Consider the following 14,616-nt stretch of genomic DNA (forward strand, 5'->3'; position numbering starts at 1 on the left):
CGCAAGATTCGACTTAAACTTCGACTTACACTAAATGCTCGTTGATCAAGGTATCCACAAAATTCTCATCAAAATTCGAACTCAGGATATCGTCGATCCATACCGGCTGCGGCTGATAGCCTTCAAACATGGCAAAGCCCACTTTGTACTCGTCGCCGAACTTTGCCAGCATAAACTTGAACTTAATCCCGTTGCTTTTGTTACTGACCGTACAGGAACCGTTTTCTTCGCTTTCAAAGGAAAGCGCGGCCGAAGTATCATCTTGCGCCGGGTAATTTTGCAATTGTGTCGCAATTAACTGATGCAGTTGCTCGTAAGTTTGAATCACAATTCCTTCCAGTAATGTGTTCTCACATTGGTTATCGAAAATAACGGAAAATGCAAATAAGCGAAATCGGCTTACCCCTTCTCAACGATGTTGCCTTATTTGCACACTTCTTTCAGCTGATTCTAGCAACGCTATAGATTGAAACTATCGATAATACAAATCACTACCAAAGACCCCAATCTATGCTTTTGCCTCCCACCCCCCTCAAAAGGGCGCTAAATCACGAAAAAACCGCGGCAACAGAGACCTATTGATATCGTCTATAGGTTGCAGTGGGATCATCAATTATTAATCTCATCGCCCTCTCTCTAAGATAACTTCGCTGAACAACCTCTTCATTTGAACGAGCACAACCGCAGCGAGCCTCGCCGAAAATTTGAATTTTTCAACGGCTGCGGCAAATCGAACGTAGAACCGTTGTCCTTCTTAGCGGCGACTTTTCCGAAAAGTCATTACCGATGACTGAACAAAACGACTAAGGCACACAAGCAACCATGGCAAACGAAACGATAAAAACTTCGGTATCTGATTCCGGCTCCGCGGCTTTTAGAAAAGAGTATGCATTAAGAGATATTCAGGCGGGCGTCATTACCGCCACTATGGCGATTCCGCTGTCGATCGGAATCGCTTTGATGTCCGACTACCCGATCCAGGTCGGTCTGGCGACTGTCGCTTTCGCTTCGTTTATCGGCTTCCTGTTCGCCTGGTTCCGTCCGGGCAACTTCATCGGCGCCCCCGGTATCGCCGCCGGACTGGCGCCAATCCTCGCGATGGGCGTCGCCACTTTCGGCATCGAAAATATGGCTTTCATTGTCTTCTTGACCGCCGCTTTTCAGGCGATCATCTGGAAATTTAACTGGCAACGCTATCTGCTGATGGCGGTGCCGGGCTATCTGGTTGAAGGCCTGCTGGCGGGAATCGGCTTAAAGATCGCTTTGAAATTCCTGCCTTTCCTGTGGATGCTGCCGGTTGCCGCGGCAACAGACGTTTTCTGGACCGAAGAGCGGATTAACGTCGTCGCGCTGTCCGTGATAGGCGCGATTATTTTCTTTGGACTGTTTCAGCACTTTAAGGACAGCAAACCGGCGCTGCCGTATTTCTCGCTGATCCTTTTCGGTATTGTTTCCGCACTGTTCATTGAAGTGAAAATGCTGCACATCGAAGATATCGACTTCAATATCGGCTTCCCGGTGCCGTCATTTGACAGCGCATGGATGTGGCTGTATGCCATTTTCTTTGCCTTAATGCTGGCCGTGGTCGATGTCATCGAACAGGTCATGAGTAATGCGGCGATTGAAAAAATCGACCCGTTGAAGCGGCCATGTAATTCGAACAACTCCCTGCTCTCAATCTGGGTCGCCAATATGGGTTCTTCCTTCTTTGGCGGCATGACCAATCTCGACGGCCTGGCAAAATCGTCTACCAACCGTCTGGCCGGCGCCTATACCAAACTGTCGGTTCTGGTCATCGGTTTACTGATCAGCTTTTTACTCTTTAATCAGGAGTATCTGCACAACCTGCCGTATTTCGCGCTCGCCATCATCATGTCGTTTGTCGGCATCAAAATGGCGCTGGGCATTCTGCATATCGCCCACCACGGCCCCTATGCCATGTTGCTCGCCACTCTGTGCGCCATTTTGGTCTTCAAAGTCGGAATCTTCGAAGGCTTGATTATTACCCTCGCGGTCCACGCGATTATCTATTACGTGATCTTTAAAAGGGTCAACTGCGAGCCGAATGGACGCATTATCCGTCGCTATTTCAAGAAATTTAAAAAAGACGAACAAGAGCTTAACTGAATTAATAATCGCCTTTACCGGGCGATTGAATAATTAACAAGGAACTATCTGTATGAGCAATCGTTACCCAATCAGCGGGACTGTCGGCATCGAATGGGATACCGGCCGAAATGTCAGCGTCAGCGGCTTTCAACGCACTCAAGAGGGTCGCCGTGTGACCCAGCGGGATTTACACGCACCGATCGACACCCCTGTCGCCAATGAGTCGTGTAGCTGTGCGCCCTCTTCGGAAAAACTGGCCCAGGAACTGTTTAATCTGTGGAATAACTCCCTGCAGAGCGGCGACCCGCAGACAGTGGCGCAGCTCTATTGGGAAGATGCCATTCTGCTGCCGACCGTCTCAAATGTACCGCGCGTCAATCACGCAGAGATCGAAGATTACTTCCGGCATTTTCTGCAGTCGAAACCGTTCGGTACGATTGTTTCACGGAATCTGAAACAGGGCTGCAACAAGCTGACCGATGCCGGTATCTATGAATTCAAAGTCACTAAAAACGGTGAGCAGACAATGGTTCCGGCGCGTTACACCTTTGTATACGAATACCGCGACGGTCTCTGGAAAATCAGCCATCACCACTCATCAATGATGCCGGAGAAGTAATCTCCGAACAAGGAATCGCGTCAGAGGCCTTTCCAACTTCCTTCCTCGGGCATCTGGCGCCCCTTTATCAACTCTTCCACCCTCTCATACTCGATAGCCGACAGCAAAACCGAAAAGCCGTTTTGTCTCCTGCCCGGCTGACATCTACTCGGACAAATACTGGACAAAAAAAGACCTCCAGAAGGAGGTCAATTACCGGCTTGCGAATCAAAACGGATTGAATCGCTTTTAACGGTTTTTTAGTTATGCCAGCTTTGATTGAGATAACGTTCGATAGTGCCGTCTCGATCCCAGCGGAAGCAGTATAGCCATTCGTTATCAATCAACTGACGCACCACTTCGTGTTCGCCGACGACTTGTTCGATAAAATCGCGCGGCGCGTCGATATAGACGCTCAGACGCAGAGGTTCATGCATCCAGTTATTACCGTTATGCAGCGACTGCAACGGCAAACCGATACGCAGGTCGCCGCCGTTGCCCTCAAAGACACCGATCGAGCCGTCAACGACATTGTGCAACACCTTGTTACCGCTGCCGTACACATAGTTATCGCACACGGAGGCGTAATACTGCAGATTGATCCAGTTGGTCACAACCATCGGCGCGGTCATGATCTGGGTCAGCAAGGAGACATCATCGTCTTTCTGCCAGTCATAATCGTGCAGGAATGCCCGCCCTTGGAAGTTTTGCCCGCGGCTGCGCTTACGCGGCGCAACGATAAAGGAGGCGTTGCCGGACAGGCCCCATTCCGGGCGAACCTGCGACCAGTCTTTGGCACGGCGGCGAATCGATTCATACACCGCCTCACCCTGCAGATGGTCTAACCCCAGATTCATGGCACGTTCCTGCATCGACAGTTCCGAAGCACGGACAAACCAGCCTTTCATTTCCTCGTCCAGCTCTTCTGGGCCGTAGAAGGTAAAGGCATCGGTGGTGGTGTTGTGCATGGCCGCCACAAAACGCGTATTCTCAGGAATCTGTATGCCCTTTTCTTTAAGTCCTGTACGCAATTCCGGGTCATTCAGCAGGAAGCTCAACACCCGCACATTGATTTCACCGGTCTGTCCGCCACAGGCACCACAGTCATAACTTGCCGCGTGCGGGTTATTACAACTGCTACTGCCGTGGCCGACCAGCATAACGGTTTCCGCCAGATTCTGATCCAGCCCCAGACCGTGCAAGATACCGGCCGCCAGATTAACCTTATCATCCAGACTCAAAGGCGAGTTATCGGATGACAGCTCATAGGCGTCCGCAGTCGGCAGATGGTTGATCGGGTGTTCATGCTCCTGCGGGAAGAAGCTGTTACGCAGCATCTTAAAGGCATACAGCAACCCGGTCGCTTCAACCATACTGAAAGTTGCCGGTGGCGCATTCCCCCACTCAATCCAGCGCGCTTTTTTATTAAGCGATTTTTTAGTGCCTTGATCGGTCTCTTGCGACAAGATCGCCTTAACCTGCAATTGCGGTTTCAACAATGCCGGCAACTGCGAGCGCAGTTCTTCAGTCCCCACTGGTTGATAAGCGATCGGCAGACCGAAGAAACCGGCAAACCCGATCGTTTCAATGCGCGGGTCCTGCGCTTCCAGAGCACGACGAATCACCTCGGAACGCACATCGATACAGAAAGCCGCCTGCAGTTTCGGCTGGGCTTGCTGTTTTTGAGCGTTCTGCTGATCCGCCTGCTCCAACTGTTGATGCAGTGCCGATTGATAGGCTATTTCCGCCGCTCTCTGCCAGATCCAGCCTTTTGCCTGCGCCGCTTTATGCGTCTCGATCAATTCCGGCAGAATATTCATCTGATGACGCCACATCACTTTCAGTTCATTAAATACGGAACGATCGTGAAATTTCTGGTGCCGCCAAAGTACGCGTTCCCAGGCGATACGGATCGCCAGTAGATCGAGCATCAGATTGTTTTCCACACCGTCGAGACGATCCTGCCAACGCAGATAGGCAACCCAGGATGCCCAGCCGTTAATATCCAGCAACAGGGCGTGCGCATAATCTTCAAGACTTTCGTCGGTCACACGCAACACCGTCAGCGCTTCGGCCACAAGCTCTTCCGCCGTATCCGGAAGACTCATAAACTGCTCGGTCAGACCGTCTTCGGCCATCAGAATCTCAATCCCTTTGTCCTGACGCGTCGTCGCCAGCCATTCGCTGTACAGCCCTTGATAGGTCTCGGCATAGGACGCCGTGTGCTCGCGATAACGGAAAAAGTCGGCGCAGAACTGGCTGATCTGATGAGTAATCTCGTCACGCCACGCCATCTTGTATTTCCGATCACGGCCGCTGTCAACAAAGTCACTGATATTGTGCCAATGCGTATGCTCGTCGTCTTCAATCAGAAAACGTTCGAGATTTTCAATCGTATAGTCTGCACCGGACTCTTCGATCGCCTGCTTCAAGTGCTGCGGAGAGACCATCTCCATCCACACCTCTTGAAAGTAAGATTTCGGCATCAAGCACTGCGCCTGACTCAAGGCGGTCAATTTAGCGGAAACTTCGGTAAAGTGCTGCTCTCGCATCTCCCACCAAGGGTTTACCGCCACTAACTCGTCCAACGGCCAGGTCGGCGCAATTTTGCTGCACGCAGATTTAAGCTTTTCCCTCTGCCCTGCTGATAAATCCGGAATCAACGGGCGGGCTTGTGCCTCCCCATAAGAGGTCGGCGATTTATTCATCGCTGTCATTAGTGATATAACTCCTCTTTAGGAACCTGTAACTTTTTAGGCTTAAAACGCACCGGCAAACGAGTCGGGTAAATACGCAAATTCAAACGCGTTACCAACTCATCGAGATAAAAACCGGCGTAGAATGCGCGGCGAACTTTCGCCATCCACGGTAGATGCTGGAAGTAGCGCAACAGAATGTATCCCGCCATGAACAGCATCAATAGGAAAGCGATCCATAGATCTCCGGCCCAGCCGACACTGGTCGGCAGATTTTCGACAAAGAAACTCAAGCTCGATTTCTGAATGCTGTAGACGATCAACAGGAATGCCGCCAGACCGATAATTTCCGGCAAACCGGCCGTCCAACTGCGACCGCGACGCTCGGCGATCAACAACGTTAGAGCAATGGCAAACAGTAACCACGGGCTATAAGGCTCCGGAACCTGCATCGCGACAGCCAGACCGCCAACCAAGCCGATTGAAACCAATCCGGCAATCGCCCAGTCTTTGACCTTTGGGGTTTCCGACTGTGCCAAACGGCGTTTCATGCTCGCTTCCACCTCGGAACCGGAGTTGAGGAAGGCGTAGGCCTTGTAGCAAGAGTGCGCAATCAAGTGCAGCAGCGCCAATTCAAATAAGCCCAGAGCGCACTCGACCATCATCAAGCCCATCTGCGACATGGTTGACCAGGCCAGACGTACCTTGACCGACGCACGGGTCATCATCACCAAAGCAGCCAGTACCGTAGTGACCCCACCAACAATCAGCAGCATCCACTGAGCGACATCAGACATGACAATCAGCGGCGCAAAGATAATCAGCAAGTAACCGCCAAGGTTGATAATCCCGGCGTGCAGCAGCGCGGAAACCGGTGTTGGCGCTTCAACAACCTGAATCAACCAGCCGTGCAACGGCAGTTGCGCGCATTTAATCAAAGCGGCTAACGCCAACAGGAGCGCGGCAAACTTGTCCCAGTTACTCAAAACATCCGATGCCTGAACATTGCCGTAAATCTCGCTGATGAACCAGGTATTGTGCTCGTAATACAGAATCAACACGGCACCCAGCAGACATGCCTCGGCAATGCGCGCGAAGATATATTTCTTATAAGCGGCCAGCACCGCTCTCTGACGGTTCGGGTAGAAGATCAGCAGTCGATGCAGGCTCAGAGTGATCGCCAGCCAGCCGGACGCCAGAACCAGCATATGGTTGGTGGTAATAACGATCGCCACGCTGCCCAAGGTCACCAGCAGCCAGCGCAGATAGCGCTTCTCGTCTTCGGAATTTCCGGACATGTAGCTGCGCGAATAACCGATATTGATGAAACCGATAAACGTCACCAGACCTAACACGATCAGACTCGCATCGGACGCTACGGTCCAGCGGCGATCGTCGCTGAGCGAGATCCAGTCAAACGAGATGGCGATTCCCAGAAACACCGCCAGCATAAAGCCGACAAGGGTAACGCCTCTGGCCAGACTCCAGCTTGCTCTTCGCTCATTGGTGATCGCCGCCACAAATAAACTTAACGGGATAAACCATGGCATTAAGGTGCCAATCCACTGCATGCTCATAGCGAACTCCTTTCAGTTGAAATTGGTTTATGACACGAATGTCATGTGAATTTCCGACACGCAAATCGGCCGGACATAAATTTGATTTCAATATTAAAAGAAGTCGTTATTGATGAAAAATTGGGAAATCGAATGCAACCCATAGACTCTATAAAATGATTGCCTGGTGCGGGTTTGGACGCCTAAAGAAGGCGGACAGGGAAGGTTCTCCGAGCAGATCAGCACCTTATTCAGGAATGCTTCTTGGCCGTCGGATAATTTAAAAAAAGGTACGCGATCCGCCGTCTGGACCGGTACCCAAAGGATGAATTCTGATCGTTTGTGCGCAGCGCCGGATTACAAAACCCGGCTCATGGCTTCCTGTTCGAGCTGAATATAGTTACGGCCCTCTTCCTGCAGAAACTCGAGGAATTCCGAAGCCAGTAGCGAAAGTTCCTTTCCGGACGGATAAACGATATTCCACTGTTTCTGAATCGGGAAGCCTTCAACGTCCAGTTCGACAACCGGACCTTCACGATCCTCAAGATAAAGGGCATGTCGCGAAACGCAGGCGACGCCCAATTCTCCGACCACGCAATGCTTGATCGCTTCGTTCGTATTCAGCGTCAGGCGTTCATTCACCACCAACTCTTTTTCCGCGAAGACTTTCTCAATCGCCCGACGAATCCCCGAGCCCTCTTCACGCATAATGAACGGCTCTTTCGCCAAACGTTTCAGGCTGACCTTTTTACCGACCAGCGCATTATTGCGGTTAGCGATAATGACCAGCGGATTCGGTGCAAACGGCAAGACTTCCAGGTCCTGGCTGTTATGCGGAATCTGCCCGAGAATATACAGATCATCCATATTGTGATCGATACGCTTGTGCAGGGTTTCGCGATTACAGATCGTCAGATCAAGATCGATATCGGGATATTTCTTACAGAATTTACCCAGCGCGATCGGAATAAAGTACTTCGCCGTCGAGATAACCGCGACACGCAGCTGCCCTCGCTTCATGCCGCGAAAATCATCCAGCATAATCTCCAGGTTCGAGAAATGGTTTATTACCTCGCGACAGCTGCAGGCAACCTGTTCGCCGACCTCGGTCAGATAGATATTTCGCCCGATCAGTTCGTACAGAGGCATATCGATGGCCTCAGCCAGACTTTTTACCTGCGCTGAAACCGTCGGCTGGGTCAAATGCAGCTCTTCGGCCGCACGGGTAAAACTCAAATTACGTGCAACCGATTCAAAGACCTGAATCTGGCGTAAAGTCGCATGCCTGATTAAAAAGTTTTTCTGTACCGGAAGATTGTCGTTCATAGTAAAAACCCTTTATTTCGCATGCCCGCGGCACGTTAGTTTAGACAGAGCTTCATTCGCCGCTCTTGCCGCTTCATTAATATCTTCTTCCTTACCGCACATCAGCAGTCGACCGTAAGCCCCGACCGCGCGCGCCTCGACCAGAGTCACATTGGCCGCCTTTTCCGCCTCGTTCGCCGCATAGATAATATAGCCGGCTGGTTCTGTCTCCATAATGAACATACTTTGCCCCGGCAAAATCATCGAGCCCTTGCGGTTGTCGCGGTTGATCAGGGTCGCATGGTCTGCAGTGACCCCTCTGATCACTTCGCTCCACATCACCACACACTGCTGACGGTCATACTCATGCGTATTAAGATGCTTAAGCATGTGCTTTCCGCTCTCGAGAACATCGCTCTGATCACGGTGGTGGATTACCGTCGATCCGTAGGCCCTTTCAACAATCTGCTGGGCCAGACGGACATTCGAAGCCTTAAGTGCAATGTCCGACAGACGATGCACCGCCATTCCGGGAGCGACTTCAACCCACAGACAGGAGTCGCCCGGAATCGGCAGGAATCCCATAGAAGCCGTCGCCATATAAGAGGCGAGCTGCGGCTGCAGAGAATCCAAAAACACATAGGTTCTCAATTCAATCATTGCTCAGTCCTCTTTCCCAACTGCTCCATTACGGAGAGTACGGCTTGTGCACGGTGGCTTATCTTGTTTTTCACGTCAAACGGAATCTCGGAGACCGTTTTTACTAATTTGGGGATCCACATAATATCGTCGTAACCGATCCCTTGACCGGTTCTTCTTTCCATTAAAATTTCGCCGTGCCACTGTCCGATACCGATAACCGGCATCGGATCTTCGGCATGTTCAACATATACCGCCACGCAGCAATAGCGTGCCTGGCGCTGCGAATAAGGGCGCTGGCCCAAATCCGCCAATACTTTTTGTAAATTCTCTTCGTCGCTGCTTTTAGCGCTTGCATCGTTGGCGCCGGCCGCATAGCGTGCCGAATAAATTCCCGGCTTTCCGCCCAGTGCGTCAACCTCAAGTCCGGAATCGTCTGCCAGAGCGGGAAGACCGGTCATGCGGCTGGCGAAACGTGCCTTCTTAAGCGCGTTTTCGACAAAACTCAAACCGTCTTCTTCAACTTCTTCCTTGAAAAAGTCGGTTTGAAGTTTGACTCTGAAACCGGCCTGTTTTAATAGCGGCTCAATTTCAGCGACCTTGTACGGATTACCGGTTGCTAAAACAATCATTCACCTACCCGCGTCCGTTCGGTACCACCAACTGCTCTTTGGCTGAAAACATCATCACCGGAAAATCGTCATCGGAAATCTGTTTCATTTTCTGTTTCAGCGTCAGTTGTTCTTTCTGATTCACATTGAGCATAAACATAATGCTTCTGCCCGAGCCTTGCTTTTTGATCGCTTCGAACTCCGGGCCGGGATCTCCGTGCACGTCGCAAACGGTAAACGAACCCAATCCGAGTTTTTTCAAAGCCACCGAGATCTTGCCCTCCATCAGGCGGTTGGCAAGAATCTGAATCATATCTCCGGGTCTGGAAGGCGGCAGATCATCCGCCTGAGTCATTGACGAAGCTGTCGCTCGATCAACACTCGAATTAAAACTCCACATTTCCCCATCGTAATTATCTTCTATCCACTTCATACCAGATCCTACTTTCGTTAATACTGTCTATAAACAGTTGTCTATGTTTAACTAAGGTAGCGACTCTTCAGTTCGCGAAATCTATCCTATTGAATTCTTTACAATTATAAAAATTGAAGATTCCTCTCCAGTGCATAGACCCGAGTCAATGAATAAAAATTCAGGGATAAACGGATGCCTCTTCAATCAAGAAGCTGGCGCGCTGTATGAGGTGGGAAAAAGGGGTAGAACCGGCACTACCCCAAGCGGAATCGTCAAATCAGTTAGAGGTAAGCTTTTGGAGGTTGCCTGCAAAGCAGACCTTGGATCAGTCAACCAAAAACCCGTTAAAGAGGTCAAAACCTATTTGACGTTCCCAGACAAAGACCATCCGGTTAATCCACCCGAAAAACGGGCGGGGTATATCGCTTAATCAGGCCAAACTCTGTTTCGGGGCATGACTTTGATCTGATCAGCAATATGCTGTGATGCCGTATCCGCTTTGCTGCTTGCAGCTGAAGTGGCGGCAGAAGTCGGCTTTCGAGCCGTTGACGGCTTCCGGGTTGCGGTTGTCGTCTTACTCGCACTCGCCTTGTTCGCAGTGCTTTGCGTCGCAGGCGTTTTTGAATTCTGTTCAGTGCTCATGCCTGTGCTCCTTCGATAAGACTACCGGTGACACGATGGAAACCGTCATCAATCCCTTTTGCCAAGGCAAAATCCACATCGTCAAGCTCATCGGCCTGTGAGTAGATAATCACCGAGACGTGCTCTCTCCCGAAACTGATATTCGGGTGATGTTCGAGTTGATCCGCCTGTTCTGCAAGTTCATCCAAAAAACTGCGCAGTTTTTCAAAGTTGTCAAATTCAAAACGTGCTTCCATGCTCGCGGGTTTCTGTTTCAGTTTCCATCGTTCATTCATACAAAGCTCCTAGTTGGCTGATAAGCCTGTGTCATATTGTGGAAGTACTCTTCCAACCAAGACTGTACTCTCATCAACTGTGTATGCTCTTCTTCCAGTAATCGGCTAAAAAGTGCATGATCTTCATGAGCGCCAAAATTGGCGCAATACTGCGAAGCTTCAGAGTAAAGCTGAATCAGAGCGACTTCGCGCTCTTCACAACTTCTTAAAGCTTCAGCGATATTAGTCGCTGGACCGGCAGGACGTAAAACGCTCCCTGCCGGCAAAGCTCCCTGCGCAACCATTCGATCAGTGATCAGATTGGCGTGCTGGAACTCTTCATTTGCCAAGGTGACAAAACCTTCCGCAAAAGAGATTTCTTGGCGGAATTTTGCCAACGAAGCCTGTGCGAGATAGTGCTGACCGGCGGAGAATTCAAGACTCAAAGCGCGTCCAAGATAACCAAGAATCTGACTGTTTACAGAAACCGTCTGAGCCTGTGGTACTTGAGGGTGAGCGCCTAGTCCCGGCATCACACTGCCCGGCATTCTAGAAGAATAATGCATGTCTCCCTCCTAACTTCTTAAATGAGGGCTAAACCGTAATTTAGCCCGATGAGTCCGTTCAGCTCAGCTGCTTAGCTGCGGTCAGCGCCTGAGTTACCGATTGTCAGAACCGGCTCAACTTCTTTGTGCGGACGTGCAATGATGTGCGCAGCAACCAGACCGTCACCAACGCGTTCACAAGCATCTGCACCGGCACGAACCGCTGCGTTAACCGCACCTGTCTCGCCGCGAACCATAACCGTAACGTAACCGCCTCCGACGAACTCGCGAGATACCAGACGTACTTCTGCTGCTTTAGTCATCGCATCGGCCGCTTCAATCGCTGGAACCAGACCGCGTGTTTCAATCATGCCTAGGGCAATACCGTATTCACTCATAATGTTTCTCCTTTAAGGAATCTTTAATACTTGAGTTAATCGCGCCAAAGCCCGTTATGGAACCTTGCGCGATTTAAAATTATTTCTGCTCTACAGTCAGAACCGGTTCAACTTCTTTGTGCGGGCGTGCAATGATGTGCGCCGCAACCAGACCGTCACCAACACGCTCACAAGCATCTGCACCGGCACGAACCGCTGCGTTTACCGCACCCGTCTCACCACGAACCATAACCGTAACGTAACCGCCGCCGACGAACTCGCGAGATACCAGGCGTACTTCTGCTGCTTTAGTCATCGCATCAGCCGCTTCAATCGCTGGAACCAAACCACGCGTCTCGATCATTCCTAGTGCAATACCGTAATCACTCATAACTTTTCTCCTTAAAGGGATGTTTAATAACTTATTTGATTGTTTTGGTTAATCGCTTCGAAAAAGCTTCGAAGCGATTCAAAAATTATTTGCTTTCTACTGTTAGAACCGGCTCAACTTCTTTGTGCGGACGTGCAATGATGTGCGCCGCAACCAGACCGTCACCAACACGTTCACAAGCGTCTGCTCCGGCACGAACCGCTGCGTTTACCGCACCTGTCTCGCCGCGAACCATAACCGTAACGTAACCGCCGCCGACGAACTCGCGAGATACCAGACGTACTTCCGCTGCTTTAGTCATCGCATCAGCCGCTTCAATCGCTGGAACCAAACCACGCGTTTCGATCATACCTAGCGCAATACCGTAATCACTCATAACTAATCTCCTTTGAGTTGCTACTTTTTTAAAACTTACATTTGATCTGGTTGCCAGTCATCGATGATGCCCCCAACCGTTAAATCTGTTAAATATCGCTTATCGCCTGCCGCATCTCGTGCTGCAGAGTTGGCGATGGTAAAAACCCAGTCGCCGTTTTTCGTTCCGATCGGATCCATCGCCACAAAGACTTCACCCGATGCAGTGGTTAGAACTTTGATAGGCAGATGCCCCATATCGTCTAACCGGCTGGTTAAAACCAGTTGTTGCCTAACTTGTAGTATTTGCATCCTCAGGCCCTTCCCATTTGTCGATAATTCCAACGATGGTCAGGTCACTTGGATAACCTTTAACCCCGGTCGCATCACGCGCTGCCGAACTACCACAACAAAGAACCCAATCCCCTGGTTTGCACCCTACCGGGTCTACTGCAACCTGAGGTGTACCGCCATCCTTTTCGCGTACTACCAGAAGAGGCTTATGCTCCATCATGGCAATACGGTTAGTTGAAACGAGGGTCTTATCGACTTTATAAATTTTCACCATTTACCTCCTTTCTAAGCGGTTCTACGTTTTAATGCAGAATCCATCTCTTTTGCCACCAACTCCGCTGGCTTGCTGTCAGTGAAATCTCGCAGAGTCGCCATGGTTTGCAATAAACCTGACTCCGCCAGTTCCTGATAGCGGCTACGCAGAGCCTTCTCTATGCGCAAAGCCTTCGCCCGCGCGCGGTCTTTTGACCCCGGAACCCGTCCGTCGTAATCGCAACGGATAATGATTGGAATCGGTAGCAGGCGCTTGATATTCAGACCTTTAAAGATCTTGATACCCACATCTACGTCATTGACCCCTTCTTCAACCGTGTCGAGGAAGCTGTAGTAGGTCAGATTACGCAGCTGTACCTCTTCAAATCCATTACCGATTCCGATAAATCGTTCGGCATGTCCCAAGTCACTGTAGCAACCGTTTTCATATTGATTGACATAGGCAATCTGCGAAAAATTGTTGCTGATCAGCCAGCGAATCAATTTCATGACTCCCGGCTGTGGAGCCGAAGCTCTCATTAGCTGGTTACAGCTGCTAATCGCTGTTTGCAAAAGTTCATTTGCTTCGTCTTCAGACAGGTCCATGGTTGCCTGATAGAGCTGATCGGTTTCCACATAACGCTGCAAATCGATCTCGCCGTTGCCATCAGGAATATGCACCTTCATGCTGTCGTCGTCGGTATTGAGCCCTAACAGGATGGTCTGTACCGTTGAGCCACAACCGAAGCGGTTTTCAATCGCCTGTCTGAAGTCCTGTAATTTCTGTAAAGCGGCTTTCGCTGCTTTGTGGTCATCACTGCCGTGTGCTGCACAACCCTGATGAGTTGGATCAGCCTTTGAAAAGTGATATACCGCTATCTTCAAATAACGCGTCGGTTCGTCAGCCGAATTCGGCTTGCCGTCTCTAAAACGCGTATGTTCAATAAATACCCAGTTTCGAACGCTTTCGCTGATATCGAAGAGTGATCCCGCATGGGCCTTTCTTCGCACCGCCGCGTAAGGCAGTCTGAGTACGTAGCTCACGATATGGGCAAGACGTCCGTCTGCACATGGCGCGATACCTACTGCATGAAACCCAGCTTCTCGAAAGAGTTGCTCAGCTTCTTGTGTCCGTTGTCCCGCGAGGGGATCGTTGTTAAAGAACTCTTGCGACATTCTTAAAAATTGTGCAAAGAGGGTTTTCGCATACAGTTCCTGGAAGCCAGTCTGAAATTGCATATTCAATCCCGCCTGCCAATCCTGATCTGTTAAGGTCACACCCAGCTTTGCATACAGCTGTTGGTTTGCCCAACCGATAAAACCGTTCTGTCCACGTTGTAATAAAATGTCTTTTAAGGTCGTTTCGATTTCATCGAACCGCGCTTTTATTTCCACTTCATACTGCCGAAGCAGCTGGTTTTGTCTCTCGTCAACTAAAGCATGGGCGCCTGTCATCAGCGCTGAGAGAGACTCTCTTGTATTGGTTTGCTTCTTACTGCCTAAGCTCTCCCCGGAAACACCATGAGCGATTGGCATCTCCGGTTGTGAACGCTTAGGGGGCGTAATCGGCCTCCAAAA

At 50.4% G+C, this 14,616-nt stretch carries 19 protein-coding genes; 3 read left to right on the forward strand and 16 right to left on the reverse strand.

From position 1 onward, the window contains the following. Window positions 1-25: 25 nt before the first annotated feature. On the reverse strand, window positions 26-328 hold the full coding sequence (locus J3999_RS01705) for a hypothetical protein (protein WP_208126262.1): 303 nt from the start codon (window positions 326-328) through the stop codon (window positions 26-28). A gap of 494 nt (window positions 329-822) precedes the next feature. Here J3999_RS01705 and J3999_RS01710 point away from each other — a divergent pair, with 494 nt between their 5' ends. Then, the gene (locus tag J3999_RS01710; protein WP_208126263.1) at window positions 823-2,127 is read left to right on the forward strand and encodes a SulP family inorganic anion transporter; all 1,305 of its coding nucleotides are present in this window, start codon (window positions 823-825) and stop codon (window positions 2,125-2,127) included. A gap of 52 nt (window positions 2,128-2,179) precedes the next feature. After that, window positions 2,180-2,728 (forward strand): SgcJ/EcaC family oxidoreductase, encoded by a 549-nt coding sequence (locus J3999_RS01715; RefSeq protein ID WP_208126264.1) that lies wholly within the window; start codon window positions 2,180-2,182, stop codon window positions 2,726-2,728. A gap of 239 nt (window positions 2,729-2,967) precedes the next feature. Here J3999_RS01715 and J3999_RS01720 read toward each other — a convergent pair whose 3' ends face one another. The 6 genes from J3999_RS01720 to J3999_RS01745 all read right to left on the reverse strand — a co-directional run bounded on the left by J3999_RS01720 (window position 2,968) and on the right by J3999_RS01745 (window position 9,947). Continuing rightward, on the reverse strand, window positions 2,968-5,424 hold the full coding sequence (locus J3999_RS01720; RefSeq protein ID WP_208126265.1) for a YbcC family protein: 2,457 nt from the start codon (window positions 5,422-5,424) through the stop codon (window positions 2,968-2,970). Further along, window positions 5,424-6,980, reverse strand: a complete 1,557-nt coding sequence (locus J3999_RS01725; protein WP_208126266.1) for an NADH-quinone oxidoreductase subunit L — start codon at window positions 6,978-6,980, stop codon at window positions 5,424-5,426. Before J3999_RS01725 ends, J3999_RS01720 begins: the two co-directional genes overlap by 1 nt. 336 nt (window positions 6,981-7,316) lie before the next feature. Further along, on the reverse strand, window positions 7,317-8,285 hold the full coding sequence (locus tag J3999_RS01730) for a LysR family transcriptional regulator (RefSeq protein ID WP_208126267.1): 969 nt from the start codon (window positions 8,283-8,285) through the stop codon (window positions 7,317-7,319). 12 nt (window positions 8,286-8,297) lie between these two features. Then, window positions 8,298-8,924, reverse strand: coding sequence for a BMC domain-containing protein (locus J3999_RS01735; RefSeq protein WP_208126268.1), 627 nt, complete (start codon window positions 8,922-8,924; stop codon window positions 8,298-8,300). Next, window positions 8,921-9,535: an RdgB/HAM1 family non-canonical purine NTP pyrophosphatase gene (gene rdgB, locus J3999_RS01740; RefSeq protein WP_208126269.1), complete on the reverse strand. Its 615-nt coding sequence runs from the start codon at window positions 9,533-9,535 to the stop codon at window positions 8,921-8,923. Before rdgB ends, J3999_RS01735 begins: the two co-directional genes overlap by 4 nt. A 4-nt stretch (window positions 9,536-9,539) precedes the next feature. Next, on the reverse strand, window positions 9,540-9,947 hold the full coding sequence (locus J3999_RS01745) for a hypothetical protein (protein ID WP_208126270.1): 408 nt from the start codon (window positions 9,945-9,947) through the stop codon (window positions 9,540-9,542). A gap of 148 nt (window positions 9,948-10,095) precedes the next feature. On the opposite strand from J3999_RS01745, the gene J3999_RS01750 reads away from it, so the two are divergent. Next, a complete protein-coding gene (locus tag J3999_RS01750) occupies window positions 10,096-10,359 on the forward strand; it encodes a hypothetical protein (RefSeq protein WP_208126271.1) in 264 nt (87 codons plus the stop codon). Here J3999_RS01750 and J3999_RS01755 read toward each other — a convergent pair. The 9 genes from J3999_RS01755 to J3999_RS01795 all read right to left on the reverse strand — a co-directional run bounded on the left by J3999_RS01755 (window position 10,356) and on the right by J3999_RS01795 (window position 14,574). Beyond that, window positions 10,356-10,571 (reverse strand): hypothetical protein, encoded by a 216-nt coding sequence (locus tag J3999_RS01755; protein WP_208126272.1) that lies wholly within the window; start codon window positions 10,569-10,571, stop codon window positions 10,356-10,358. The genes J3999_RS01750 and J3999_RS01755 overlap by 4 nt on opposite strands. Next, window positions 10,568-10,846 (reverse strand): 4a-hydroxytetrahydrobiopterin dehydratase, encoded by a 279-nt coding sequence (locus tag J3999_RS01760; RefSeq protein ID WP_208126273.1) that lies wholly within the window; start codon window positions 10,844-10,846, stop codon window positions 10,568-10,570. The genes J3999_RS01755 and J3999_RS01760 overlap by 4 nt, the downstream gene beginning before the upstream one ends. Further along, entirely contained in the window at window positions 10,843-11,391 is a 549-nt protein-coding gene (locus tag J3999_RS01765; RefSeq protein ID WP_208126274.1) for a bacterioferritin, read from the reverse strand. The genes J3999_RS01760 and J3999_RS01765 overlap by 4 nt, the downstream gene beginning before the upstream one ends. Window positions 11,392-11,462: 71 nt before the next feature. Next, window positions 11,463-11,771, reverse strand: a complete 309-nt coding sequence (locus J3999_RS01770) for a BMC domain-containing protein (RefSeq protein ID WP_275284715.1) — start codon at window positions 11,769-11,771, stop codon at window positions 11,463-11,465. 76 nt (window positions 11,772-11,847) lie between these two features. Continuing rightward, a complete protein-coding gene (locus J3999_RS01775) occupies window positions 11,848-12,138 on the reverse strand; it encodes a BMC domain-containing protein (RefSeq protein ID WP_208126275.1) in 291 nt (96 codons plus the stop codon). Between the two features lie 85 nt (window positions 12,139-12,223). After that, the gene (locus J3999_RS01780; RefSeq protein ID WP_173286364.1) at window positions 12,224-12,514 is read right to left on the reverse strand and encodes a BMC domain-containing protein; all 291 of its coding nucleotides are present in this window, start codon (window positions 12,512-12,514) and stop codon (window positions 12,224-12,226) included. Window positions 12,515-12,549: 35 nt separating this feature from the next. Further along, window positions 12,550-12,804, reverse strand: coding sequence for a carboxysome peptide B (locus J3999_RS01785; RefSeq protein WP_173286366.1), 255 nt, complete (start codon window positions 12,802-12,804; stop codon window positions 12,550-12,552). Next, window positions 12,785-13,060, reverse strand: a complete 276-nt coding sequence (locus tag J3999_RS01790) for a carboxysome peptide A (RefSeq protein ID WP_243755236.1) — start codon at window positions 13,058-13,060, stop codon at window positions 12,785-12,787. The genes J3999_RS01785 and J3999_RS01790 overlap by 20 nt, the downstream gene beginning before the upstream one ends. Before the next feature lie 11 nt (window positions 13,061-13,071). Continuing rightward, the gene (locus tag J3999_RS01795) at window positions 13,072-14,574 is read right to left on the reverse strand and encodes a carboxysome shell carbonic anhydrase (RefSeq protein WP_243755237.1); all 1,503 of its coding nucleotides are present in this window, start codon (window positions 14,572-14,574) and stop codon (window positions 13,072-13,074) included. Window positions 14,575-14,616: the final 42 nt, after the last annotated feature.

The organism is Thiomicrorhabdus sp. 6S3-12, assembly GCF_017571475.1.
Taxonomy (GTDB): Bacteria; Pseudomonadota; Gammaproteobacteria; order Thiomicrospirales; family Thiomicrospiraceae; genus Thiomicrorhabdus.

Bases quoted from the DNA above. Each gene is read 5' to 3' on its own strand.
- J3999_RS01710 (WP_208126263.1), top strand. From the start codon at position 823: ATGGCAAACGAAACGATAAAAACTTCGGTATCTGATTCCGGCTCCGCG.
- J3999_RS01715 (WP_208126264.1), top strand. From the start codon at position 2,180: ATGAGCAATCGTTACCCAATCAGCGGGACTGTCGGCATCGAATGGGAT.
- J3999_RS01720 (WP_208126265.1), bottom strand. From the start codon at position 5,424: ATGACAGCGATGAATAAATCGCCGACCTCTTATGGGGAGGCACAAGCC.
- J3999_RS01725 (WP_208126266.1), bottom strand. From the start codon at position 6,980: ATGAGCATGCAGTGGATTGGCACCTTAATGCCATGGTTTATCCCGTTA.
- J3999_RS01730 (WP_208126267.1), bottom strand. From the start codon at position 8,285: ATGAACGACAATCTTCCGGTACAGAAAAACTTTTTAATCAGGCATGCG.
- J3999_RS01735 (WP_208126268.1), bottom strand. From the start codon at position 8,924: ATGATTGAATTGAGAACCTATGTGTTTTTGGATTCTCTGCAGCCGCAG.
- rdgB (WP_208126269.1), bottom strand. From the start codon at position 9,535: ATGATTGTTTTAGCAACCGGTAATCCGTACAAGGTCGCTGAAATTGAG.
- J3999_RS01745 (WP_208126270.1), bottom strand. From the start codon at position 9,947: ATGAAGTGGATAGAAGATAATTACGATGGGGAAATGTGGAGTTTTAAT.
- J3999_RS01750 (WP_208126271.1), top strand. From the start codon at position 10,096: ATGAATAAAAATTCAGGGATAAACGGATGCCTCTTCAATCAAGAAGCT.
- J3999_RS01755 (WP_208126272.1), bottom strand. From the start codon at position 10,571: ATGAGCACTGAACAGAATTCAAAAACGCCTGCGACGCAAAGCACTGCG.
- J3999_RS01760 (WP_208126273.1), bottom strand. From the start codon at position 10,846: ATGAATGAACGATGGAAACTGAAACAGAAACCCGCGAGCATGGAAGCA.
- J3999_RS01765 (WP_208126274.1), bottom strand. From the start codon at position 11,391: ATGCATTATTCTTCTAGAATGCCGGGCAGTGTGATGCCGGGACTAGGC.
- J3999_RS01775 (WP_208126275.1), bottom strand. From the start codon at position 12,138: ATGAGTGATTACGGTATTGCACTAGGAATGATCGAGACGCGTGGTTTG.
- J3999_RS01780 (WP_173286364.1), bottom strand. From the start codon at position 12,514: ATGAGTGATTACGGTATTGCGCTAGGTATGATCGAAACGCGTGGTTTG.
- J3999_RS01785 (WP_173286366.1), bottom strand. From the start codon at position 12,804: ATGCAAATACTACAAGTTAGGCAACAACTGGTTTTAACCAGCCGGTTA.
- J3999_RS01790 (WP_243755236.1), bottom strand. From the start codon at position 13,060: ATGGTGAAAATTTATAAAGTCGATAAGACCCTCGTTTCAACTAACCGT.
- J3999_RS01795 (WP_243755237.1), bottom strand. From the start codon at position 14,574: ATGCCAATCGCTCATGGTGTTTCCGGGGAGAGCTTAGGCAGTAAGAAG.